The organism is Bordetella genomosp. 5 (assembly GCF_002261475.1).
Taxonomy (GTDB): Bacteria; Pseudomonadota; Gammaproteobacteria; order Burkholderiales; family Burkholderiaceae_B; genus Bordetella.
In genome coordinates this window covers 44,284-65,637 of the sequence record NZ_NEVN01000005.1, presented here as the reverse complement: position 1 = coordinate 65,637, position 21,354 = coordinate 44,284, and the positions used below count along the sequence as shown (strand labels likewise).

Here is a 21,354-nt window from a genome sequence, read left to right as displayed (position 1 = left end):
CCTTCAGACAGCCACGGCGGCTGCGTCCGGAGTATAAGAGCGGTGCCGGCGCGCCGCCATGCTCAGCGCGGCGTCACGCGCACCGTGGTCAGCAGGCCGACCAGGCACAGCGTGGCCTCGGCGCCGCGCCAGGCGTGCATCTCGACCTGGCAGACCTGCAGGCGCCTGCCTTCCTTGAGCACGCGGCCCTGCGCCACGAAACGCTCGCCGCCCGCGGGCGCCAGGAAGTTCATCTTGAACTCCGAGCTCAGCACGTCCTCGCCCGGCGCAAACAGGCTGTAGGCCGCGTAGCCGCCGGCGCTGTCCGCGATGGTGGTGGAAATGCCCGCGTGCAGATAACCATTCTGCTGGCAGAGGTCGGCCCGGTAAGGCAGCTCGATCGTGACCTGTCCGGGCGTCACGTCGCCCAGCCGTGCGCCGATCAGATGCATGATGCTCTGGCGGTCGAAGCTGGCCTGCACGCGTGCGCGGACCTCGTCGTGGGATTCAGCGGAAGTCATGGAAGCCGTGTGATGGGTGCCGGGCCGGGCGCGGCCGGCGCGCGGCGGTGACCCGCCCGCGGCCCGGGCGCCCCGGAGCCGCGGCGCAGGCGCTCAACGCGACGCGTCGTCGGCGTAGAGGTTGACGATGCTGGAGAAGTCGAGGCGGCCGCTGCCGCCCTTGCTGTGCAGCGCATACAGGTTGCGCGCCAGCTCGCCCAGCGGGATCGACGCCCGGCTGTCGAGCGCGGCCTCGGCGGCCAGCCCAAGGTCCTTGAGCATCAGGTCCACGCCGAAACCGCCGGCGTAGCCCTTGGATGCGGGCGCGTGTTCCATCACGCCCGGCCAGGGGTTGTAGAGCTCGGTGGCCCAGTTGCGGCCCGAGCTCTTGGCGATGATGTCCGACAGCACCTTCGGGTCGAGGCCATTGGCCACGCCCAGCGCCAGCGCCTCGGACGTGCCTGCCATCAGGATGCCGAGCAGCATGTTGTTGCAGATCTTGGCGACCTGCCCGGCGCCGGCGGCACCGGCGTGAAAGATGTTCTTGCCCATGTTCTCGAGCACGGGCCGCGCCCGCGCCAGCGCCGGCTCGGGGCCGCCCACGATGAAGGTCAGCGTGCCGGCGGCCGCGCCGCCGGTGCCGCCCGATACCGGGGCGTCGATCATCGGAATGCCACGCGCCTCGGCCGCCGCGGCCACCTTGCGGGCGGCGTCCGGCGCGATCGTGCTGCAGTCGATGACCAGCGTGCCGGTGGCGATCTTGCCGAGCAGATCGTGTTCGAGGTAGAGCCCTTCGACATGGCGGCTGGCCGGAAGCATGGTGATCACGACTTCCACACCGGCCACGGCGGCATCGGCCGACGCGGCGGCGCGCGCCCCGGCGTCGGTCAGCGTCTTGACCGCGGCGGGCACCAGGTCGAATACCGTGACCGCGTGGCCCGCCTTCAGCAGGTTCAAGGCCATCGGCGCCCCCATGTTGCCCAGCCCGATGAATGCAATACTGCTCATGATGCTCGTCTCCAAGTGGTGCGCCGGCACGGATGCGCCGCGCTTTTTATGTTTTGCGCGCTGTCGCGCGGATGGCGCCCGTCAGCCGAGCTCCGCGCGGCCGAGGTCTTCGAGCGGATGCTCCGTGCCTTCGGGCCAGGGCTCGACGAAGAACTGCTGCACCCAGGCATCGGTCGCGTCTTCGAGCGTGGCCGGATGCCAGCGCGGGCGCTTGTCCTTGTCGATCAGCAGCGCGCGGATGCCTTCCTGGAAGTCGCCGTAAGAGGTCGCGACGAGCGCGGCCACGTATTCCGCGCGGAACACGTCCTCGAGCGAGCGCAGACGCAGGCGGTTCTGCAGCGCGAACGCCAGGCGCGCCGAGCCGGGCGAGCCGGCCAGCATGGTCTGGGCGGCGCGCGCCAGCCAGGGATCGGCGTGATCCTTCAGCTCGGCGATCTCTTCATACACTTCTTCGAGGCGATTGCTGCCGGCCACGCTGTTGACCAGGAACGCGTTGTGACGCAGCGGACCCGGCTCGAGCGGCGCGGACGGCTCATGCGCCAGCAAGACCTGGCGCAGCAGGCCGTCGTTGATCGAACGCGGCGCGATATTGCCCGTGCCCGGGCCGCCCGGCTGGGCCGCCCAGGGCTCGTGCAGCAGGGCCTCGTTGAAATCGTCCCAGCGCGCCGTATCGAGGCGGAAATCCGCCATGCCGGCATAGAACGCGTCGGAGCCATTCAGGTTGGCGCCGGTCAGCGCCAGGAACAGGCCGGTGCGGCCGGGCATGCGGTTGAGCAGCCAGCTGCCCCCCACGTCCGGAAACAGGCCGATCGTGATCTCGGGCATGGCCATGCGCGTGGTCTCGCTGACCACGCGATGGCTCGCCCCCATCATCAGCCCCATGCCGCCGCCCATCACGATGCCGCTGCCCCAGCACAGGATGGGCTTGGGAAACGCGTGAATGCGATAGTCGAGGCGGTACTCGTGCTCGAAGAACCTGCGGGCGTAGGCATTGGCCCAGGGCCCCTCGCCCTGATGCTCTTTCATGCTGCGATACAGCCCTTGCAGATCGCCACCGGCGCAGAAGGCGCGGTCGCCCGCCCCTTGCAGAATCACCAGCGCCACGGCCGGATCCACCGCCCAGCGTTGCAGGCGCTCATCGAGCAGGTCGACCATCTCGAGCGACAGGCCATTGAGCGTCTGCGGGGCATTGAGGGTGGCCACGCCGATGCGCGAGCCGTTATCGGCGATCCGTTCTTCGAACAACACAGGGGAAGTCATCGTATATCTGCTCCTTTCTCCAACAACTGACGCGCAACGATCACTCGCATGATCTCGTTGGTGCCCTCGAGTATCTGATGGACACGAGTATCGCGCACAAGGCGCTCCAGCGGGTAGTCCCGCAAATACCCATAGCCGCCGTGTATCTGCTGGGCGTCGAGGCAGATCTGAAACCCCATGTCCGTGGCGAAGCGCTTGGCCATCGCGCAGTAGGTGCCCGCGTCGGGCGAGCCCGCGTCGAGCTTGCACGCCGCCAGCCGCACCATCTGGCGCGCCGCCACGAGATGCGTCGCCATGTCGGCCAGCTTGAACTGCAGCGCCTGGAACTCGGAGAGCTTGCGATTGAACTGGCGCCGCTCGTCCATGTAGCGGCGCGCGGCATCGAGCGCGCCCTGCGCGGCGCCCACCGAGCAGGTGCCGATGTTGATGCGGCCGCCGTCCAGGCCTTTCATGGCGAACTTGAAGCCCTCGCCTTCCTGGCCCAGCAGGTGGTCGGCCGGCACGCGCACGTTCTCGAAGGTGATGGGCCGGGTGGACTGGCTGTTCCAGCCCATCTTTTCTTCCTTGCGGCCGTACGTGATGCCGGCGCTGTCGGCCGGCACCGCGAAGGCGCTGATCCCGCCCGCGCCCGCGCCGCCGGTGCGCGCCATCACGAGCAGCAGATCGGTGTCGCCCCCGCCCGAGATGAACGCCTTGGCGCCGTTGAGCACGTAGCTGTCGCCATCGCGTTCGGCGCGGGTCGAGAGCGAGCCCGCATCCGAGCCCGCGCCCGGTTCGGTGAGACAGTAGGAGGCGAGCTTCTCGCCGCTCGCCAGCAGCGGGCCCCAATGCGCCCGGACCTCGGGCTTGGCCCATTCACCGACCATCCAGGTGACCATGTTGTGAATGGTGAGGAATGCCGTGGTCGACGGGTCCACCGCCGCCATTTCTTCGAACACCAGCGTGGCGTCGAGCCGGGGCAGGCCCAGGCCGCCGATCTCTTCGCTGGCATAGATCGCGCAGAATCCGAGCGCGCCGGCGCGGGCGAAGGCCTCGCGCGGGAAGATGCCCTCGGCGTCCCAGCGCGCCGCGTGCGGCGCGAGCTCGCCCTGCGCGTAGTCGCGCGCGGCCTGGGCGAACGCCCGTTGTTCTTCGGTGAGTTCGAGATCCAAAGCCCGTCTCCTGATTATTGTCGGTATGGTCTTATGGGATTGCTGCGGCCTCGTGAACCGTCGCATGCCCATTCTGGCATGACGTTGACGTAAACGTAAGACCGCGACGCCGATGTTACGGCGTACGCCGCCGGCCGGCTGTCTTGCGCAAGACAATCGGGGCGGCGCCCACGGACAAAAATCAGGGACGAATTAAGCGGCGAGAACCGGTGGCTACAGCAGGCCGGCCGGACGGGTGCGACCGCCCTTGGCGGCCGCCGTGGCGCGGCGGTGGGCATCGCGCCGGCGGCGCGACTCCTTGGGATCGAAGCTCAGCGCGCGGTAGATCTCGACCCGGTCGCCATCGGCCAGCACGGTCTCGGGACCCCGCAGCTGACCGAGCACGCCCACGCCGTGGGCCAGCGGGTCGACGCCGGGGAAGGCCTGCGCGAAGCCGCTCTCGGCGAGCGCCCGCGCCAGCGTGGCGCCGGCCGGCAGGCGCAGCTCGCGCGACCACACATCGTGCGCCCGCGCATAGCAGACGCTCACGGCGATGTGGCCAGGCTCACTCGCCATCCACCTGCCCTGCCCGCTTGGTGAACGACTCGATGAAACTGCTGGCAATCCGGTTGAACACCGGCCCCACCACCATCTCGAGCGCGCGGTTCGAGAACGCGTACTCCATGGTGAACAGCACCTTGCAGGCATCTTCGGCGAGCGGCTGGAATTCCCAGTGCCCCACCAGCATCGAGAACGGCCCATCGACCAGCTCGAGGTCGATGCGGCGCGGGAAGTCGTGGGTGTTGCGCGTGGTAAAACGCTGCTTCAGCCCGGCAAAACTGATCGTCACCGAGGCCTGCATGCCGTGTTCGTCACGCGACTGGATCTCGGCACCACCACACCAGGGCATGAATTCCGGGTATTTATCGACATCGGCCACCAGCTGAAACATCTGGGCGTCGCTGTAGGGCACGAGGACGGAACGTTGGACTTTGTGCATCGGCTATCGCAAATGGCTAGAATGGCAAGATTTTACCGGTATCGCGCGCCCCATTCATTGCGTCTATGAGCATCATCGAAAACCGCAAGGCCACGCACGACTATTTCATCGAAGATCGCTTTGAGGCCGGCCTGGTCCTGGAAGGCTGGGAGGTCAAGGCGATCCGCGAAGGACGCGTGCAGCTCAAGGAGAGCTACGTCATCGTACGCGATGGCGAGTTGTTCCTGCTGGGCATGCACGTCAGCCCGCTGCCCACGGCCTCGACACACATCCATCCCGACGCCGTGCGCACGCGCAAGTTGCTGCTGCACAGCGAAGAAATCAGCAAGCTGATCGGCAAGGTCGAACAGCGCGGCTTCACGCTGGTTCCCCTCAATCTGCACTACAAAAACGGCCGCATCAAGCTGGACTTCGCGCTCGGCCGCGGCAAGAAGCTGTACGACAAGCGCGACACCGCCCGCGAAAAAGACTGGCAGCGCGAACGCGAGCGTGTCATGAAACACGACACCCGCAGCAAGCCGCGCGACTGAACCCGGCCCACGCCCTGCCCCCGCCCCTGTGCGCGGGGGTGGCGCCCCCTTGCGCCCTGGGCGTGCGCAGCGCGCACGCTACACCGGGACGCTGGTATCCATCACCACGCGGTTACGGCCGCCCTGCTTGGCCGCATACAGCGCGCGGTCGGCGCGCTCGATCACGTCGGCCAGGGTCTGCTCGTCGTCCCAGCGCGCAATGCCCGCGCTGAAGGTGTAGCTCACGACATGCTCGCCATGGCGGCACGGCACGGCCGCCACCGCCGCGAGCAGGCGCTCGGCCGCCAGCCGGGCGTCCTGCAGCGACGTCCCCGGCATCGCCACCACGAACTCTTCTCCGCCCAGGCGCCCCAGCACATCGCTCGCACGCAGCGCCGTCGCGGCCAGCGTGGCGAAGTGGCGCAGCACCGCGTCGCCACCGGCGTGGCCACAGCTGTCGTTGATGCGCTTGAAGTTATCGATATCGAGGACCAGCACGGCGACCGAGGCGCGGCCACGGCGCGATTGCGCGCCCAGGCGCTGCACCTCGCCCCACCAGGCCTTGCGCGACAGCACGCCCGTCAGAAAATCGATGTTGGCCTCGCGCTCGCGCTCGGCCAGCATGCGATCGTGGATCATCAGGATGAAGCCCAGCGTGAGGCTCGGCATCACGAGCACGCCCAGCGACAGGAACAGCACGTTCCAGAAGGTGGGCGACATCATCACCACCGACTGTTCGAGGTCGGCGCCATACACCACCATGCGCACCGCATGGCCGATCACCGCCGTCACCATGAGCGCGAGCGTGAACACCTCGCTGTAGCGCCAGCCCCGCTTACGCTCGAGCGACCAGATCTGATAGCCCAGGGACGCCAGGATCACCAGGTGCAGACCGGACGCCGCCACGATGCGCGCGGCGAGGTTCCAGTGCACGTAGGTGAAGAAGAACAGCGTGCCCATCAGCAGCGCGAGGCCCAGCCCGAGCCGGCGCCACGGCACCGCCAGCCCGAGAAACTGGCGGAAGCCCGCGTAGAACAGGCAGATGCCCCCGCTCATCAGCAGGTTGGCCAACATGATCGACAACCACCAGCCATCCTGACGCGTCTGGCCGGTGAAGGCGACCAGCGCCACGATCGTCAGGACATTGGACCAGAGCGCCGCGCGAATGCCGGCGATACCGCTGCGTGCCAACGACCCCAGCACGCAGAGCGCGATGAAGGCCGCGAGCGCGGTGATGAGGAGCAGATTGACCGGTGCCAGCATGGCGTGAGTGCGCATACGGCGCCGCCACCCCCGGGGCAGCGGCGCCGTATGCGCAAGGATGGAATCAGGGCGTGCGGGTGGATTTGACGATGGACATGGCCGATGCCACGAGGCCGCCCATGTCGGAGAGGGTCGAGGGCACGATGAGCGTATTGCCTTCCTTGGCCACCTTGGCGAAAGCATCGACATACTGCTCGGCGACCTTCAGGTTGACCGCCTCCATGCCGCCCGGCAGCTTGACCGCTTCGCCGACCTGCGCGATGGCGCGGGCATTGGCCTCGGCGATCGCCACCACCGCGGCGGCCTCGCCCTGGGCCTTGTTGATCTGCGCCTGCTTTTCACCTTCGGAGCGGGCGATCGCCGCTTCGCGTTCGCCGGTGGCGATGTTGATCTGCTCCTGGCGGCGGCCCTCGGAGGCGGCGATCAGCGCGCGCTTCTCGCGCTCGGCCGTGATCTGCGCCTGCATCGCGCGCAGGATTTCGTTGGGCGGGGTGAGATCCTTGATCTCGTAGCGCAACACCTTCACGCCCCAGTTGAGCGCGGCCTCGTCGAGCGAGGCGACGATGGTGCTGTTGATGAACTCGCGCTCTTCGAAGGTGCGGTCGAGTTCGAGCTTGCCGATCACCGAGCGCAGCGTGGTCTGCGACAGCTGGGTGATGGCCAGGATGTAGTTCGACGAGCCGTACGAGGCGCGCATCGGGTCGGTGACCTGGAAGTACAGCACGCCGTCGACCTGCAATTGCGTGTTGTCACGCGTGATGCAGACCTGGCTGGGCACGTCGAGCGGGATTTCCTTGAGCGAGTGCTTGTAGGCCACGCGTTCGATGAAGGGGATCACGAAGCCCGCGCCCGGCGACAGCACGCGATCGAACTTGCCCAGACGCTCGACCACCCAGGCGTGCTGCTGCGGCACGATGGCGATGGCCTTGACGATGATGATCAGCGCCAGCAGCAGCACCACAAGCAAGACGATGGTAGAAATATCCAGCATATTCACTCCAGAAGAATTGCGCGGGCCCGCTGCCCGCGCATGAGTCTCAGCGCGCCGCGGGCGCGCCGGCCGGCGCGTCGTTGCGCGGCGTGAGGACCAGCACGGAGCCCCGCACCGCGGTGATGCGATGCGCGCCACTGACGCGCGGCGCCCCTTCGGCCAGCCGCGCCTGCCAGTGCGCGCCGCGGTACCAGACGCGCGCATCGCCGTCGGCGGACCAGTTCTGCACGTCGACGGGCTGCCCGATGTCGAGGTTGACGTCGGCATTGCCTTCGGCGTCGACCTCGCGCTTCTTGAGCACGCCGGAGCGGCGCAGCACGAGCAGGCCCACCAGTGAGACGCCCGCGCAGATGAGGATCTGCCACTGCAGATCGAGACCGCCCCAGGCGGCCAGGCCGCCCGCGAGCATGCCCAGTGCCACCAGGAGCAGATAGAAAGTGCCGGAACTCAGCTCGCCGATAAGCGCGAGCGCTGCCATGCCGAACCAGAACCACATGCTGACGACCCCCTGTACAGACCTCGGTCTTTAACGAATTGTACGGGCTTTCGCCGCCCTCGCCGATGACAGCGCCACGGTGGCGGTATCATGCAGACTCTCCGCGCGCCGCGCGGCTCCCACATTGCGTTTCACTCGACACCATGAGCTCCGTTCCCGCCCTGCCCGTCCTGATTCTGCACACCGGCGATCCCGCGCCGGACCTGGCCAGCCAATACGGTGGTTACGGCGAGATGCTGCGGCTGGCCGCGGGCCTGTCGGCGGGCGAGGTCGAGATCGTGCGGGTCTGGGAAGGCGAGCAGCCGCGCGCGCCCGGGCAGTACCGCGCCGCGCTGCTCACCGGCTCGCCCGCCATGGTCACCGATCTCGAACCCTGGAGCGAAACCTGCGCCCAGTGGCTGCGCGATGCGGCACGCGCCGACCTGCCGATGTTCGGCATCTGCTACGGCCATCAGCTGCTCGCGCACGCGCTCGGCGGCGAGGTCGGCTACAACCCGGCCGGCCGCGAGCTGGGCACCATGCCCATCGATCTCGCCCAGGAGGCCGGCGCCGACCTGCTGCTCGCCGGCCTGCCCGACCGTTTCGACGCGCAGATGATGCACGCCCAGACCGTGCTGCGCCTGCCCGAGGGCGCCGTCTCGCTGGCCCGCTCGGCGCTCGATCCGAATCAGATTCTGCGCTACGGTCCGCGCATCTACAGCACCCAGTTCCATCCCGAGTTCCAGCCGGCCTTCGTGGCGGATCACATCGTGCAGTACGCCGAGCCGTATGGCCGCGAAGGCCTCGATACCGCCGCGCTGCACCGGGGCGTGACCGACACGCCGCAGGCCGCGACGCTGGTACGCCGCTTCCTGGCGCTGCATGCCATGCGCCAGGACGACGCCATCGCCGCCTGAGACCGCGACCGCATTCGGCCGCGGGCCGCCCCGCGCGGGGCGCGACCGGCGCCCGGCCATGAAAAAAGCCTTGCCAGCAGATGCCGGCAAGGCTTTTTCACAAGCGCGGCGCGAGCCGCGCTGGCGCTTACTTGGCCAGACGCTGCCAGGTATCGACAACGGTGTCCGGGTTGAGCGACATCGACAGAATGCCCTCGTCCTTCAGCCACTGCGCGAAGTCCGGGTGGTCGCTGGGGCCCTGGCCGCAGATACCCACGTACTTGTTGGCCGACAGGCAAGCCTGGATCGCACGGCGCAGCATGAACTTGACGGCGTCGTCGCGTTCGTCGAAGTCGGCGGCAAGCAACTCCATGCCGGAGTCACGGTCCAGACCGAGCGTGAGCTGGGTCATGTCGTTCGAGCCGATCGAGAAGCCGTCGAAGTGCTCCAGGAACTGCTCGGCCAGGATGGCGTTGGACGGCACTTCGCACATCATGATGAGCTTCAGGCCGTTCTCGCCGCGCTTCAGGCCGTGCTTGGCGAGCAGATCCACCACGCGCTTGGCCTGATTCACGGTACGCACGAAGGGCACCATGATCTCGACGTTGGTCAGACCCATTTCGTCGCGCACCTTCTTCAGCGCTTCGCATTCCATGCGGAAGCACTCGGCGAAGTCGTCGGCGATGTAGCGCGACGCGCCGCGGAAGCCCAGCATGGGGTTCTCTTCCTCGGGCTCGTAGCGCGAACCGCCGACCAGCTTGCGGTACTCGTTCGACTTGAAGTCGGACATGCGCACGATCACCGACTTCGGATAGAAGGCGGCGCCGATGGTGGCGATCCCTTCGGCCAGCTTCTCGACGAAGAAGGCGCGCGGGCTGGCATAGCCACGGGCGGCCGACTCGACGGCCTTCTTGAGCTCGCCATCGACGTTCGGGTAGTCGAGCACCGCCTTCGGGTGGATGCCGATGTTGTTGTTGATGATGAACTCGAGGCGGGCGAGGCCCACGCCGGCGTTCGGGATCTGCGCGAAGTCGAAGGCGAGCTGCGGGTTGCCGACGTTCATCATGATCTTGACGTCGATCTCGGGCATGGCGCCACGGCGCACTTCCTCGACTTCGGTTTCGATCAGACCGTCATAGATGCGGCCTTCGTCGCCCTCGGCGCACGACACGGTGACCGCCTGGCCTTCCTTCAGCACATCGGTGGCCTCGCCGCAGCCGACCACGGCGGGAATGCCGAGCTCACGCGCGATGATGGCCGCGTGGCAGGTACGGCCGCCGCGGTTGGTGACGATGGCGGAAGCACGCTTCATCACCGGCTCCCAGTTGGGATCGGTCATGTCGGTGACCAGCACGTCGCCCGGCTGGACCTTGTCCATTTCGGACACGTCGGCCACGATGCGGACCGGACCCGCGCCGATCTTCTGGCCGATCGCGCGGCCGGTGATCAGCACCTGGCCCGTCGCCTTCAGGCGGTAGCGCAGTTGCACGTCGTTGACGCCCTGCTGCGACTTCACGGTTTCGGGACGAGCCTGCAGGATGTAGATCTTGCCGTCGACGCCGTCACGGCCCCACTCGACGTCCATCGGACGCTTATAGTGCTGCTCGATGATCACGGCGTAGCGCGCGAGTTCGGCGACTTCGTCGTCGGTCAGCGAATAACGGTTGCGCTCGGACACGGGCACGTCGACGGTGCGCACGGCGCGGCCTTCGGTGCGCTCGGGATCGAACTCCATCTTGATGAGCTTGGAGCCGATGCGGCGGCTGACGATCGGGTAGTGACCGTTGGCGAGCGAGGGCTTGAAGACGTAGAACTCGTCGGGATTGACGGCGCCCTGCACGACGGTTTCGCCCAGGCCATACGACGAGGTGATGAACACGACGTCCTGGAAGCCCGACTCGGTGTCGATGGTGAACATCACGCCGGCGCTGCCCTTGTCGGAACGCACCATGCGCTGGATGCCGGCCGACAGCGCGACGTCGGCGTGGGCGTAGCCCTTGTGCACGCGATAGGAGATCGCGCGGTCGTTGTAGAGCGACGCGAACACGTGGCGGATCTTGTCGAGCACGTCGTCGATGCCGACGACGTTCAGGAAGGTTTCCTGCTGGCCGGCGAACGAAGCGTCGGGCAGGTCTTCGGCCGTGGCGGACGAGCGCACGGCGAACGAGCCCTTGCCGTCGGCGTCGAGCGCGGCAAAGGCAGTGCGGATGGCGGCTTCGAACTCGGCCGAGAACGGCGCGTCGATCAGCCACTGACGGATCTCGGCGCCGGCCGAGGCCAGTTCGCGTACGTCTTCGGGGTTGAGGGTGGAGAGACGGTCGGCAATGCGCTTGTCCAGACCGCTATCCTTCAGGAAGTCGCGGAACGCATCGGCGGTGGTCGCGAAACCACCCGGCACGCGCACGCCGGCGCTTGCCAATTGACTGATCATTTCACCCAGTGATGCGTTCTTGCCTCCTACCGAGTCCACATCCGTCATGCGGAGCTGCTCGAACGAAACGACGTACGACATTAAAGTCACCTTTTACAATGGAAAGAAAGCGAGTTTGGTAAGTGCAGCGAGGACGCGGTTTTGACCGCTCCGACTGCGCTGACCAAACTGGCCTTGGACCGCCCTTGGGGTGACTCTTACAGGGGAGGAATTGTACCCGCTCGGGTAGACCCGAACCCTGATCTGGTTGGAATTTTTTACATATGACGCAAACGCCCATCGAACGCACCGTCTACATCGTTTCGGACAGCACCGGCATCACGGCTGAGACCTTCAGCCACTCGGTCCTGTCCCAGTTCGATCAGGTGCAATTCAAGCCGGTCCGCCTGCCCTATATCGACACCCTCGAGAAGGCCAACGAGATCGCCGCCCGCATCGACCGCAACGCCCAGGAAACCGGGGTGCCGCCGATCGTCTTCAGCACGCTGGTCAACCCCGAAATCCTGGCCCGCGTGCGGCAGGCCAACGGCGTGTTCCTGGACCTGTTCGGCACCTTCGTGAGCCACATCGAACAGGCCCTGGGTCTGAAATCGAGCCACTCGATCGGCCGCTCGCACATGGCCGCCAACTCCGAGAAATATCGGAACCGGATCGACGCGATCAACTTCAGCCTGGCCCACGACGACGGTCAGTTCGTGAACCAGCTCGATCAGGCCGACGTGATCCTGGTGGGCGTGTCCCGCTGCGGCAAGACCCCGACCAGCCTCTACCTGGCGATGCAGTACGCCATCAAGGCGGCCAACTTCCCGCTCACGCCGGACGACTTCGAGCGCGGCACGCTGCCCAAGACTATCGCGCCGCATCGGGCCAAGCTCTTCGGCCTGTCGATCCAGCCGGAGCGCCTGGCCGAGGTGCGCAACGAACGGCGTCCGAACAGCGCCTACGCGCAGCTCGAACAATGCCGCTACGAGGTCGCCGAGGCCGAACGCATGATGCGCCGCGAGGGCATCTCGTGGCTCTCGAGCACGACCAAATCGATCGAAGAGATCGCCACCACCGTGCTGCAGGAAGTCGGGCTGGGCCGCTGATGGGCAGGTGGTGGGCCGCTGAGGGCCCGCTGAGTGGCCGCTGGGGGCCCAGACGGGCCGCTGATCGGGGCTTTCAGGCGGCGGCGCCCTCGGGCGCCGCCCGCCGGCCCTATTGCCGCATCTCGACGGGCAGCGCCACCGGTGTCTTCAGCGGCGCGAACGCCTGCTCGCCGGGCAGGTAGAAGCCGACCAGCCTGGCGCGGGCGATCACCAGCCAGGCCTCGACCTGGCGTGCGCCCTGCAGGGTGAAACCGCGGTCCAGCGGGCGATACACGTCGCCCTGCACGATGGCGCCCACGCGGCGCCACTGCGAGCCGGAGGCAATGGTCTGCACCGCGCCGCCGGACAGCGTCGCCGTCACTTCGCGCGAGACCGCGATCTGGCCGCGCGAATCCAGGTCCGCCACCGGGATCAGGCGCGCACGCTGCGTGTCGAGCGAAATGCATCCGCTCAGGGCCACCAGGCCCGTCAGCGCCAGCACCAGGCGAGCCACAAACAACGAAGATCCACGCATGCCAACTCCTGGGGACGGAACGCCGCCAGTATAGGCGGCCTGTTGCGCGAAGGGATCGGATTTTTGATCCGCGGACCGTCCGGCCCGTGCCGGACCCGCCGTCAGCCCGCCAGACGCTGGCGGCGCTGCTCGAACAGACAGATGGCGGCCGCCGCGCCGACGTTGAGCGACTCGACCGCCTCGGTATCGTGGGGGATATAGACCTTCAGGCCCGCGCGAGCCAGCAGGGACGCCGCGACGCCCTGCCCCTCGTGACCGAACACCCAGGCACAGGCGTCGGGCAGCGCGGCGCGGTACAGGCTCTGGCCGCCGTCCAGGGCCGTGGCCACCAGCGGCGCGGCGAGGCGATCCAGCACCGCATCCAGATCGAGATGTTCGTGGATGTCCAGCGCGAAATGTGCGCCCTGGCCGCTGCGCAGCACCTTGGGCGACCAAGCCGCGGCGCAGCCCGTGGCCAGCAGCACGCGCCGGATGCCGGCGGCTGCGCAGGTGCGCAGCAAGGTGCCGACGTTGCCGGGATCCTGGATGCGGTCGAGCAGCACGCAGTCGCCCTCGATGCGCTCGGGCAGATCCGGGGCCGGGGGATCGACCACGAACATGACGCCCTGCTCCGCTTCGACCGTGGCGACCGCGTGCAGCAGGCGCGTGTCGAGCGCGAGACAGCGTTCGGGCGGCACGGCGTGCGCCAGCTTCGCCAGCGCGGGCTGATCCAGCCGCGCCACATCGAAGATCGCCTGACGCGGCATGCCGACCTGGGCGAGCCAGGCTTCGCACAGATGCACGCCGTCGAGGATCGCGGGCGCGCCGCGCTTGCCCGCGCCCTGCGCGAGCTTGGCGAGCGCCTTGACGGCGGGATTGTCGCGCGAGGTGATGTGTTTCATGCGGGCAGCACGGCGGATTCGCCGGTGAGCACCGTCACGACCGGCGCGCCCGGGATCAGGCAGGCCTTGATCGGCGCGAAGCTGCGGCGGTGCGCGGGACACGGGCCGTGCTCGCGCAGGCGCTCGAGATGCAGCGCCGTGCCGTAGCCCTTGTGCTGATCGAACGCGTATTGCGGATACTCGAGATGCAGACGCAGCAGGTCGGCGTCGCGCGCGGTCTTGGCCAGGATGGAGGCAGCCGAAATCGCGGGCACCAGCGCATCGCCTTTGACCACGGTCTGGATCGCACAGCGCAGCCGCGGCGACTGATTGCCGTCGACCATGGCGAGCTCGGGCGCATGCGCCAGACCCAGCACCGCGCGCTCCATCGCCAGCATCGTCGCCCGCAGGATGTTCATCGTGTCGATCTCGTCGACCGTGGCGCTGGCGATGCACCAGGCATGCGCGTGCGCCTGGATCTCGGCCGCGAGCGCCTCGCGCCGCGCGGCGTTCAGCACCTTGGAATCGGCCAGCCCGTCGATCGGGCGGTCGGGATCGAGAATCACCGCGGCGGCATAGACGGCGCCCGCCAGCGGGCCACGGCCCGCCTCGTCGACACCGGCGACCGCGCGCGGCGCGAACACCGGCGCGCCGAACATATCCGCCTGGACGGTGACCTCAACGCGCGCCATGGGCGACCTCGAGAATGGCCTGGGCGGCGAGTTGGGGCGTGTCGCGCAGCAGCTCCTGGTGCATGGCCGTGAAACGCGCCTCGACCCGGTTGCGGTTGGCGTCGTCCGTCAGCGCGATCCAGGTGGCGTCGGCCAGCGCCTGCGGCGTCGCGTCGTCTTGCAGCACCTCGGGCACGGCGAAATCACGCAGCAGCACGTTGGGCAGGCCGACCCAGGGCAGATACGGGCGCTGCTGGCCGGACTTCCAGGCCATGATGCGCCGCATCCACGGCGACAGCACGTAGGAAATGACCATGGGACGCTTGTACAGCGCGGTCTCGAGCGTGGCGGTGCCGCTGGCAACCAGCACCGCGGTGCTGGCCTCCATGACGCTCCACGCGACCGGCGCGCCGCCTCCGCCCTGGCCGTCGGCCAGATCGTCGGACGTCACGACGCGCAGATTCTTGACGGGATGCTCGGCCAGCAACGCCTCGAACTCGGCGCGGCGCTGGGCGTTGACCATGGGCACCACGCACTGCAGGGCCGGATCGCGCGCCTGCAGCAGACGCGCGGCCTCCAGAAAGCGCGGCGCCAGCAGCCGGATCTCGGAAGAGCGGCTGCCGGGCAAAATCGCGAGAATCCTGGCGTCGGCATCGAGGCCGAGGCGGCGGCGCGCGGCGGCGCGGTCGGGTTCCATCGGGATGGCGCCCGCGAGCGGATGCCCGACGTAGGTCACCGGTATGCCTTCCTTGCGGTAGATCTCTTCCTCGAACGGAAAGAGCACCAGCATGTGCGACACCGATGCACGGATCTTGTGGATGCGCTCGTAGCGCCAGGCCCAGATCGAGGGCCCGACGAAGTGCACCGTGGGCGTGCCGGCCTCGCGCAACTGCTGCTCGAGGCGCAGGTTGAAATCGGGTGCGTCGATGCCGACGAACACCGACGGCGGCTCGGCCAGCCAGCGCTTCTTTACGTTGCCGTAGATCGAGAGCAGGCTCGGGATGCGCTTGAGCGCGTCGACGTAGCCGAACACCGTGAGCGCGTGCATCGGATGCCAGGCCTCGAAGCCACGTGCCAGCATCTGCGGCCCGCCGATGCCCGCGCAATGCACATCGGGGGCTTGCGCATGCAGGCCCCCGATGATCCGACCGGCCAGCAGATCGCCCGAAGGCTCTCCGGCCACCATGCCGATGCGCAGACTCATGGCCGGATGATGCCCCGGTTGGACGAGTCGAGGAAGTCGAGCAGCGTCTGGAGGTGCTCGGCCACGGCGGGCTCGGCTTCCTGGCGCGCACGCAGTTCGGCGCGGGCCAGATCGAGCGACAGCCCGCGGCGGTAGATGATCTTGTAGGCGTCGCGCAGCGCGGAAATCTGCGCCGGCGTGAAGCCACGGCGCTTGAGGCCTTCGGTATTGATGCCCACCGGCCGGCACGGATTGCCCGCGCCCAGCACGAACGGCGGCGTGTCCTGCATGAGCGAGCTGTTGCCGCCCGTCATGCTGTGCGCGCCGATCTTGGAGAACTGATGTACGCCGGTCAGGCCACCCACGATCGCCCAGTCGCCCACGTGCACGTGGCCGCCCAGCTGGACCGAGTTGGCCAGGATGGTGTTGCTGCCGATGTGGCAGTCGTGCGCGATGTGCACGTACGCCATGATCCAGTTGTCGTCGCCGACCGTGGTCAGTCCGCCGTCCTGCACCGTACCGGTGTTGAGGGTGGTGAACTCGCGCACCGTGTTGCGGTCGCCGATCACCAGACGCGTGGGCTCGCCCGCGTACTTCTTGTCTTGCGGCATGCCGCCGATCGAGCAGAAGCGGTAGAAGCGGTTGTCGCGACCGATGGTGGTCACGCCGTCGACCACGCAGTGCGGACCGATCTCGGTGCCGGCGCCGATCGTGACGTTCGGCCCCACCACCGCGTACGCGCCGATGACTGCCGAGCTATCGATTTGCGCGGCGGGATCGACCACCGCGGTGGGATGGATGTTTCCTGACATTTACTCTTCCAGGCTACGGATCGCGCACATCAGCTTGGCTTCCGCCACGAGCTGGCCATCGACCAGTGCACGGCCCTGGTACTTGCAGATCGCACGCGAGAGGCGCTCGGCTTCGACTTCGATGCGCAGCTGATCGCCGGGCACCACCGGGCGACGGAAACGCGCGCCGTCGACACCTACCAGATAATACGCGGTCTTGGCGCCGTCGCATTTCAGGCCGCCGTTTTCATCGGTGAACGAGAACAGCGCGGAGGCCTGCGCCATCGCTTCGATGATGAGCACGCCGGGCATCACGGGGTGATGGGGGAAATGGCCTTCGAAGAACGGTTCGTTGATCGAGACGTTCTTGAGCGCCACGATGGACTTGCCGGGCACCATTTCGAGCACGCGGTCGATGAGCAGCATCGGATAGCGATGCGGCAGACGTTCCATTATCCCCTTGATGTCGAGTTCCATTTTCTTTCCTGCGATATGAGTAAAGTGATGGCGCGAATCGCCAGACGCACGTCCTCTCGGCCCGGCCTGCTCGGCACGGACTGCGGACGTGCTTCCGGCGCCTCGCGCCTTATTCCTGTTCCAGCGTCCGCACGCGGCGGCGCAGTTTTGACAGCTGTTGTATCACGGCGGCGTTGCGCTGCCATTCGCCGTGGTCGGCGTAGGGATACACGCCGGTGTAGCGGCCGGGCTTGTTGATGTTCGAGGTCACGGCCGTGCCACCCGAAATGTGCACGTCGTCGACCAGGACCAGGTGACCCGAAAGCATAGCCGCCCCGCCGATGGTGCAGCGCTCGCCAATACTCGTGGAACCGGCCACGCCCACACACGCGGCAATCGCCGTGTGCGCGCCGATTCGCACGTTGTGCGCGATCATGATCTGGTTGTCGAGCTTGACGCCGTCGGCAATGACGGTGTCGTCGAGCGCGCCGCGATCGATCGTGGTGTTGGCGCCGATCTCGACGTCGTTGCCCACGCTGACCGCGCCGAGCTGAGGAATCTTGCCCCAGGCGCCCTTGCCCAGCGTGGGATCGGGCGCGAAGCCGAAACCATCGGCGCCGAGCACCGCGCCGCTGTGCAGAATGCAGCGCTCGCCCACCTTCACGCCCTCGTACAGCGTGACGCGCGGGTGCAGCACGGTGTCCGCGCCGATCTGCGCGCCCCGGCCGATCACACAGGCCGGACCGATACGGGCATCACGACCGATGCGGACGCCGGCTTCGATGACGCATTGCGCCGCGATGCTGGCACCCGGCTCGATCACCGCGTCGGCGGCCACGATGGCACTGGGATGCACGCCAGGCGGCGCCGGCGGACGACGCGCGGCGTCGAACCACTGAGCCAGGCGGGCGTACAGCAGATAGGGATGCTTGCAGACGACACGGATGAACGCCGTGTGGCCCTCTTGCTGGAGGGCCGCGGCGACATCGGGGGAGACGATCACCGCGCCGGCGCGCGTGGCGGCCAGCTGGCTTTGATAGCGCGGGTTGGACAGGAAGCTGATTTCCTGCGGACCCGCGCCGGACAGCGTGCCCAGGCCAAGGATCTGCGGGAGATCGCCAGCCTGGGAGGCATCGAGCTGCCAGTCCAGCCCTTGGGTGTTGGCCCCGGCGAGCAAAGCGTCAAGCTTGGGCGCCCGGGCGATATCCAGCAGAACCGGCATGGGCGATTAGCGACCCAGGCTCTGGATGACCTTGTCGGTGATGTCGACACGCGGATTGACGGTGACGGCATCCTGGACGATCAGGTCGTAGTTTTCCTGCTCGGCGATACGCTTGATGGCGTCGTTGGCCTTCGTGACGATGCCCGAGAATTCTTCGTTGCGGCGACGGTTGAAGTCTTCCTGGAATTCACGACGCTTGCGCTGCAGGTCCATGTCGAGGTTCGACAGTTCGCGCTGGCGCTTGACGCGATCCGATTCGGACAGCACGGGGGCGTCCTTGTCGAAACGCTCGGCCTGGCTGCGCAGCTTCGAGGTCAGGCTGTCGAGCTCGTCGCTGCGACGCTTGAACTCGGATTCGATCTTGCTCTGGGCGGCCTTGGCCGGGCCCGACTCACGCAGGATCCGTTCCGTGTTCACGAAGCCGATCTTCGTGGCTTGCGCTTGCGCATGCGCCGTCGAGACGACGGCGGCCTGGCCGAGCACCAGCGCACCCATCAGCGCCAGCGAAGTGCCCAGCTTGCGACCGGCGCGCGTACCGGCGACGGCAGCGCGCATGGAACCCGAGTTGTTGAGTGCGAAATCAGACATCATGAAAATCTCACCTTCGAATGAGGTAAAGCAAAACAATATTGTGCCACTAAACCACGATGGAGCCAGTCCAGGGCCCAAATCGCGATGTTTCAGGCGTAACCAATCCAGGCAAACGCGCGGCGCACCGAAGTGCGCCGCTGCGTGTCAGATCAGAAACCGGTACCGATCTGGAACTGGAAGGCCTGGGTATCGTCGCCCGGCTTCGAATTGAGCGGACGGGCATACGACAGCTGCAGCGGGCCCAGCGGCGATTGCCACGACAGGCCGACACCGGCCGAGTAGCGCCAGCCGCAAGGATCCTCGACCTCGGAGTTGTTCTTGCCGGCCGTGCAGGCCATGCCGCTGCCCGCGGACACCTGACCCGCGTCGGCGAACACGAACCAGCGCAGCGTGCGATCTTTGGAAGCACCCGGGAACGGCAGGTAAAGCTGCGCGTTGGCCACGATACGGCGCGAACCGCCGAGGTAGTCGCCCGTGAGCGAGTCGCGCGGACCCAGCGAGGCGCCTTCGTAGCCACGCACGGTACCGATGCCGCCGCCGTAGACGTTCTTGATGACCGGGTAGTCGAGGCTGCCGTAGCTGCGGCCGTAGTCGATCATGCCGTTGAGCGCGAGCGTGTAGGCGCGGCCCAGCGGGAGGTAGTACTGCTGCTGCGCGGTGAGCAGGTAGTACTTCAGGTCCATGGTCGACAGGTCGCCCTTCAGGCGCGTGTACGAACCCTTGGTCGGGGCCAGCGCGCTGTCACGGGTGTCCTTGGACCAGCCCGTGTTGAAGATGAACGCGTTGGTCGAATCGCCGTACTGGTCGACGAAGTTGCGATACGCGAGCGGCGAGTTGTTGTACAGGTCGATCTGGTTGCGCTCGAACGTGCCGCCCAGGAAGATCCGGTCGTATTCCGAGATGGGCACGCCGAAGTTCATGCCCAGGCCCATGGCCTTGACGCGGTAGTCGCCGTCGTTGTTGTTCCAGGGCTCGGTCACGCGGTAGTAGGCCGACGTGGTGCGGCTGATGCCGTCCGTGGTGAAGTACGGATCGGTATGCGAGAGCACCACCGCGCGGTTGGTCTTGCTGGTGTTGAGCTGCAGCGTCAGGTTGGTGCCGCTGCCGAACACGTTGTCTTCGCTGATACCGGCCGACAGAATCGCCTTTTCGGAGGAGCCGTAGCCCACGCCGAGGTTGATCATGCCGGTGGGCTTTTCCTTCACGTCGACGTTGACGTCGACCTGGTCGGGCGAACCCGGCACCGGATCGGTCTTGACGTTGACTTCGTTAAAGTAGCCCAGGCGGTCGACGCGATCGCGCGAGACCTTGATGTCGCCCGCGTCGTACCAGGCGGCTTCCTGCTGGCGCACTTCGCGGCGCACGACTTCGTCGCGCGTGCGGGTGTTGCCGCCGATCTGGATGCGGCGCACGTACACGCGGCGGCTCGGGTCGACGTAGAACGTGACGTCGGCCTCGTGCTTGGCGCGGTCGAGCTGCGGGTTCGGGTTGACGTTGGCGAACGCGTAACCGAGTTCGCCCAGGTAGTCGGTGATGGCCTTGGCGGAGTTGTTGGCCTTGGCGGCCGAGAACGTCTCGCCTGCCTTGAGCTCCACCAGCTTGTTGATCTCGCCGTCGAGGCCGAGCAGGTTGCCCGCCATCTTGATGCTGCGGACCTTGTAGGGCTCGCCTTCATGCACCGTGACGGTGATGTAGATGTCCTTGCGGTCGGGCGAAATCGTGACCTGCGGCGGCTCGACGGTGAACTCGAGGTAGCCCTGGTCGAGGTAGAACGAACGCAGGCGTTCGATATCGCCTTCGAGCTTTTCGCGCGAGTACTTGTCGGTGTTGGTGTACCAGGTCAGCCAGCCCGGCGTGGAGAGGTCGAACTGATCCATCAGCTCGCTCTCGGAGAAGGCCTTGTTGCCGACCACGCGGATCTCGCGGATCTTGGCGACTTCGCCTTCGAACACGTCGAAGCTCACGCCCACGCGGTTGCGGGGCAGCGGCGTGACGGTCGCGGTGACTTCCACGCCGTACTTGCCCTTGCCCAGGTATTGTTCCTTGAGCTCGTATTCGGCGCGCTCGAGCATCGACTGATCGAAGATGCGGCCTTCGCCGAAGCCGACCTGCGCCAGCGACTTGGTGATGTTCTTGGAATCGAACTCACGCATGCCGTTGAAGCTGATCGACGCGATCGTGGGGCGTTCCTGGACGACCACGACCACGACGTTGTTGTCGGTCTGGATCTGGACGTCGCTGAAGAAGCCCGTGCCGTACAGGCGGCGCACCGCTTCGGTGGCGTCCTGTTCGGTGAACTTCTCGCCCACTTTGACGGGCAGATAGCCAAAGACGGTACCGGCATCGGTACGTTGAATGCCTTCGACGCGGATATCGCGCACGACGAAGGGATCGAAGGCATGGGCAAGCGCCGGCAAGAGCAGAGCGGCAAGCAAGCTCGGCAGTTTGGCCTTCTTGAAGAGACCCTTTTCTTGCATATCGCTCCTGGAATTCATCATCCGGCGAAAAAACATCCTTGGCTTTCCTCGGTCGTGCA

The 21,354-nt window shown here is 66.9% G+C and carries 22 protein-coding genes; 3 read left to right on the top strand and 19 right to left on the bottom strand.

Translation table 11 applies throughout. The features are described from left to right. Window positions 1–62: 62 nt before the first annotated feature. The 6 genes from CEK29_RS10425 to CEK29_RS10400 form a co-directional block, all read right to left on the bottom strand. On the bottom strand, window positions 63–500 hold the full coding sequence (locus tag CEK29_RS10425; protein ID WP_094799557.1) for a PaaI family thioesterase: 438 nt from the start codon (window positions 498–500) through the stop codon (window positions 63–65). A 93-nt stretch (window positions 501–593) separates the two neighbouring features. After that, entirely contained in the window at window positions 594–1,487 is an 894-nt protein-coding gene (gene mmsB / locus CEK29_RS10420) for a 3-hydroxyisobutyrate dehydrogenase (RefSeq protein WP_094858036.1), read from the bottom strand. 81 nt (window positions 1,488–1,568) lie between these two features. Further along, on the bottom strand, window positions 1,569–2,747 hold the full coding sequence (locus tag CEK29_RS10415) for an enoyl-CoA hydratase/isomerase family protein (RefSeq protein ID WP_094799555.1): 1,179 nt from the start codon (window positions 2,745–2,747) through the stop codon (window positions 1,569–1,571). Further along, window positions 2,744–3,898, bottom strand: a complete 1,155-nt coding sequence (locus tag CEK29_RS10410) for an acyl-CoA dehydrogenase family protein (RefSeq protein WP_094858035.1) — start codon at window positions 3,896–3,898, stop codon at window positions 2,744–2,746. The genes CEK29_RS10415 and CEK29_RS10410 overlap by 4 nt, the downstream gene beginning before the upstream one ends. Before the next feature lie 213 nt (window positions 3,899–4,111). Further along, window positions 4,112–4,453 carry an RnfH family protein gene (locus tag CEK29_RS10405; RefSeq protein ID WP_094858034.1) on the bottom strand — a complete coding sequence of 114 codons (342 nt, stop codon included), beginning with the start codon at window positions 4,451–4,453 and terminating at the stop codon, window positions 4,112–4,114. Further along, window positions 4,443–4,877, bottom strand: coding sequence for a type II toxin-antitoxin system RatA family toxin (locus CEK29_RS10400; protein WP_094858033.1), 435 nt, complete (start codon window positions 4,875–4,877; stop codon window positions 4,443–4,445). The genes CEK29_RS10405 and CEK29_RS10400 overlap by 11 nt, the downstream gene beginning before the upstream one ends. A 65-nt stretch (window positions 4,878–4,942) precedes the next feature. Here CEK29_RS10400 and smpB point away from each other — a divergent pair, with 65 nt between their 5' ends. Further along, complete coding sequence (smpB, locus tag CEK29_RS10395) at window positions 4,943–5,407, top strand: SsrA-binding protein SmpB (RefSeq protein ID WP_094799551.1); 465 nt, start codon at window positions 4,943–4,945, stop codon at window positions 5,405–5,407. A 78-nt stretch (window positions 5,408–5,485) separates the two neighbouring features. Here smpB and CEK29_RS10390 read toward each other — a convergent pair whose 3' ends face one another. The 3 genes from CEK29_RS10390 to CEK29_RS10380 are packed head-to-tail and all read right to left on the bottom strand — an operon-like array spanning window position 5,486 to window position 8,136. After that, on the bottom strand, window positions 5,486–6,664 hold the full coding sequence (locus CEK29_RS10390) for a GGDEF domain-containing protein (protein ID WP_255176124.1): 1,179 nt from the start codon (window positions 6,662–6,664) through the stop codon (window positions 5,486–5,488). A 49-nt stretch (window positions 6,665–6,713) separates the two neighbouring features. Next, window positions 6,714–7,640 (bottom strand): SPFH domain-containing protein, encoded by a 927-nt coding sequence (locus CEK29_RS10385; protein WP_094799550.1) that lies wholly within the window; start codon window positions 7,638–7,640, stop codon window positions 6,714–6,716. 46 nt (window positions 7,641–7,686) lie between these two features. Beyond that, on the bottom strand, window positions 7,687–8,136 hold the full coding sequence (locus CEK29_RS10380) for an NfeD family protein (RefSeq protein ID WP_094799549.1): 450 nt from the start codon (window positions 8,134–8,136) through the stop codon (window positions 7,687–7,689). Between the two features lie 143 nt (window positions 8,137–8,279). Here CEK29_RS10380 and CEK29_RS10375 point away from each other — a divergent pair, with 143 nt between their 5' ends. Beyond that, window positions 8,280–9,032 carry a glutamine amidotransferase gene (locus CEK29_RS10375; protein ID WP_094799548.1) on the top strand — a complete coding sequence of 251 codons (753 nt, stop codon included), beginning with the start codon at window positions 8,280–8,282 and terminating at the stop codon, window positions 9,030–9,032. Between the two features lie 127 nt (window positions 9,033–9,159). Here the strand turns inward: CEK29_RS10375 and ppsA are convergent, their stop codons facing one another. Continuing rightward, window positions 9,160–11,523, bottom strand: coding sequence for a phosphoenolpyruvate synthase (ppsA, locus tag CEK29_RS10370; RefSeq protein WP_094799547.1), 2,364 nt, complete (start codon window positions 11,521–11,523; stop codon window positions 9,160–9,162). A 182-nt stretch (window positions 11,524–11,705) separates the two neighbouring features. Between ppsA and ppsR the strand changes: the two genes are divergently transcribed. Beyond that, window positions 11,706–12,530, top strand: coding sequence for a posphoenolpyruvate synthetase regulatory kinase/phosphorylase PpsR (ppsR, locus tag CEK29_RS10365; RefSeq protein ID WP_094799546.1), 825 nt, complete (start codon window positions 11,706–11,708; stop codon window positions 12,528–12,530). 109 nt (window positions 12,531–12,639) lie between these two features. On the opposite strand, the gene CEK29_RS10360 is transcribed toward ppsR, so the two are convergent. The 9 genes from CEK29_RS10360 to bamA form a co-directional block, all read right to left on the bottom strand. Next, window positions 12,640–13,044, bottom strand: coding sequence for a hypothetical protein (locus CEK29_RS10360; protein WP_094799545.1), 405 nt, complete (start codon window positions 13,042–13,044; stop codon window positions 12,640–12,642). A 101-nt stretch (window positions 13,045–13,145) separates the two neighbouring features. Further along, window positions 13,146–13,925 carry a TrmH family RNA methyltransferase gene (locus tag CEK29_RS10355; RefSeq protein WP_094858032.1) on the bottom strand — a complete coding sequence of 260 codons (780 nt, stop codon included), beginning with the start codon at window positions 13,923–13,925 and terminating at the stop codon, window positions 13,146–13,148. Next, window positions 13,922–14,596 carry a ribonuclease HII gene (rnhB, locus tag CEK29_RS10350; RefSeq protein ID WP_440588320.1) on the bottom strand — a complete coding sequence of 225 codons (675 nt, stop codon included), beginning with the start codon at window positions 14,594–14,596 and terminating at the stop codon, window positions 13,922–13,924. Before rnhB ends, CEK29_RS10355 begins: the two co-directional genes overlap by 4 nt. Continuing rightward, window positions 14,583–15,779: a lipid-A-disaccharide synthase gene (gene lpxB, locus CEK29_RS10345; RefSeq protein WP_094799543.1), complete on the bottom strand. Its 1,197-nt coding sequence runs from the start codon at window positions 15,777–15,779 to the stop codon at window positions 14,583–14,585. The genes rnhB and lpxB overlap by 14 nt, the downstream gene beginning before the upstream one ends. Continuing rightward, window positions 15,776–16,570, bottom strand: coding sequence for an acyl-ACP--UDP-N-acetylglucosamine O-acyltransferase (gene lpxA, locus CEK29_RS10340; protein ID WP_094858031.1), 795 nt, complete (start codon window positions 16,568–16,570; stop codon window positions 15,776–15,778). The genes lpxB and lpxA overlap by 4 nt, the downstream gene beginning before the upstream one ends. Next, complete coding sequence (fabZ, locus tag CEK29_RS10335; protein WP_094799541.1) at window positions 16,571–17,026, bottom strand: 3-hydroxyacyl-ACP dehydratase FabZ; 456 nt, start codon at window positions 17,024–17,026, stop codon at window positions 16,571–16,573. Window positions 17,027–17,135: 109 nt separating this feature from the next. Then, complete coding sequence (gene lpxD, locus CEK29_RS10330; RefSeq protein ID WP_094858030.1) at window positions 17,136–18,227, bottom strand: UDP-3-O-(3-hydroxymyristoyl)glucosamine N-acyltransferase; 1,092 nt, start codon at window positions 18,225–18,227, stop codon at window positions 17,136–17,138. Between the two features lie 6 nt (window positions 18,228–18,233). Beyond that, a complete protein-coding gene (locus CEK29_RS10325) occupies window positions 18,234–18,818 on the bottom strand; it encodes an OmpH family outer membrane protein (RefSeq protein WP_094799539.1) in 585 nt (194 codons plus the stop codon). A gap of 149 nt (window positions 18,819–18,967) precedes the next feature. Then, on the bottom strand, window positions 18,968–21,331 hold the full coding sequence (gene bamA, locus CEK29_RS10320; protein ID WP_432759231.1) for an outer membrane protein assembly factor BamA: 2,364 nt from the start codon (window positions 21,329–21,331) through the stop codon (window positions 18,968–18,970). Window positions 21,332–21,354 lie beyond the last annotated feature (23 nt).

Bases quoted from the DNA above. Each gene is read 5' to 3' on its own strand.
- ppsR (WP_094799546.1), top strand. From the start codon at position 11,706: ATGACGCAAACGCCCATCGAACGCACCGTCTACATCGTTTCGGACAGC.
- CEK29_RS10380 (WP_094799549.1), bottom strand. From the start codon at position 8,136: ATGTGGTTCTGGTTCGGCATGGCAGCGCTCGCGCTTATCGGCGAGCTG.
- rnhB (WP_440588320.1), bottom strand. From the start codon at position 14,596: ATGGCGCGCGTTGAGGTCACCGTCCAGGCGGATATGTTCGGCGCGCCG.
- CEK29_RS10375 (WP_094799548.1), top strand. From the start codon at position 8,280: ATGAGCTCCGTTCCCGCCCTGCCCGTCCTGATTCTGCACACCGGCGAT.
- bamA (WP_432759231.1), bottom strand. From the start codon at position 21,331: ATGTTTTTTCGCCGGATGATGAATTCCAGGAGCGATATGCAAGAAAAG.
- CEK29_RS10390 (WP_255176124.1), bottom strand. From the start codon at position 6,664: ATGCGCACTCACGCCATGCTGGCACCGGTCAATCTGCTCCTCATCACC.
- mmsB (WP_094858036.1), bottom strand. From the start codon at position 1,487: ATGAGCAGTATTGCATTCATCGGGCTGGGCAACATGGGGGCGCCGATG.
- CEK29_RS10355 (WP_094858032.1), bottom strand. From the start codon at position 13,925: ATGAAACACATCACCTCGCGCGACAATCCCGCCGTCAAGGCGCTCGCC.
- fabZ (WP_094799541.1), bottom strand. From the start codon at position 17,026: ATGGAACTCGACATCAAGGGGATAATGGAACGTCTGCCGCATCGCTAT.
- CEK29_RS10360 (WP_094799545.1), bottom strand. From the start codon at position 13,044: ATGCGTGGATCTTCGTTGTTTGTGGCTCGCCTGGTGCTGGCGCTGACG.
- lpxB (WP_094799543.1), bottom strand. From the start codon at position 15,779: ATGAGTCTGCGCATCGGCATGGTGGCCGGAGAGCCTTCGGGCGATCTG.
- lpxD (WP_094858030.1), bottom strand. From the start codon at position 18,227: ATGCCGGTTCTGCTGGATATCGCCCGGGCGCCCAAGCTTGACGCTTTG.
- CEK29_RS10405 (WP_094858034.1), bottom strand. From the start codon at position 4,453: ATGGCGAGTGAGCCTGGCCACATCGCCGTGAGCGTCTGCTATGCGCGG.
- CEK29_RS10415 (WP_094799555.1), bottom strand. From the start codon at position 2,747: ATGACTTCCCCTGTGTTGTTCGAAGAACGGATCGCCGATAACGGCTCG.
- CEK29_RS10400 (WP_094858033.1), bottom strand. From the start codon at position 4,877: ATGCACAAAGTCCAACGTTCCGTCCTCGTGCCCTACAGCGACGCCCAG.
- CEK29_RS10425 (WP_094799557.1), bottom strand. From the start codon at position 500: ATGACTTCCGCTGAATCCCACGACGAGGTCCGCGCACGCGTGCAGGCC.
- CEK29_RS10385 (WP_094799550.1), bottom strand. From the start codon at position 7,640: ATGCTGGATATTTCTACCATCGTCTTGCTTGTGGTGCTGCTGCTGGCG.
- CEK29_RS10325 (WP_094799539.1), bottom strand. From the start codon at position 18,818: ATGATGTCTGATTTCGCACTCAACAACTCGGGTTCCATGCGCGCTGCC.
- smpB (WP_094799551.1), top strand. From the start codon at position 4,943: ATGAGCATCATCGAAAACCGCAAGGCCACGCACGACTATTTCATCGAA.
- lpxA (WP_094858031.1), bottom strand. From the start codon at position 16,570: ATGTCAGGAAACATCCATCCCACCGCGGTGGTCGATCCCGCCGCGCAA.
- ppsA (WP_094799547.1), bottom strand. From the start codon at position 11,523: ATGTCGTACGTCGTTTCGTTCGAGCAGCTCCGCATGACGGATGTGGAC.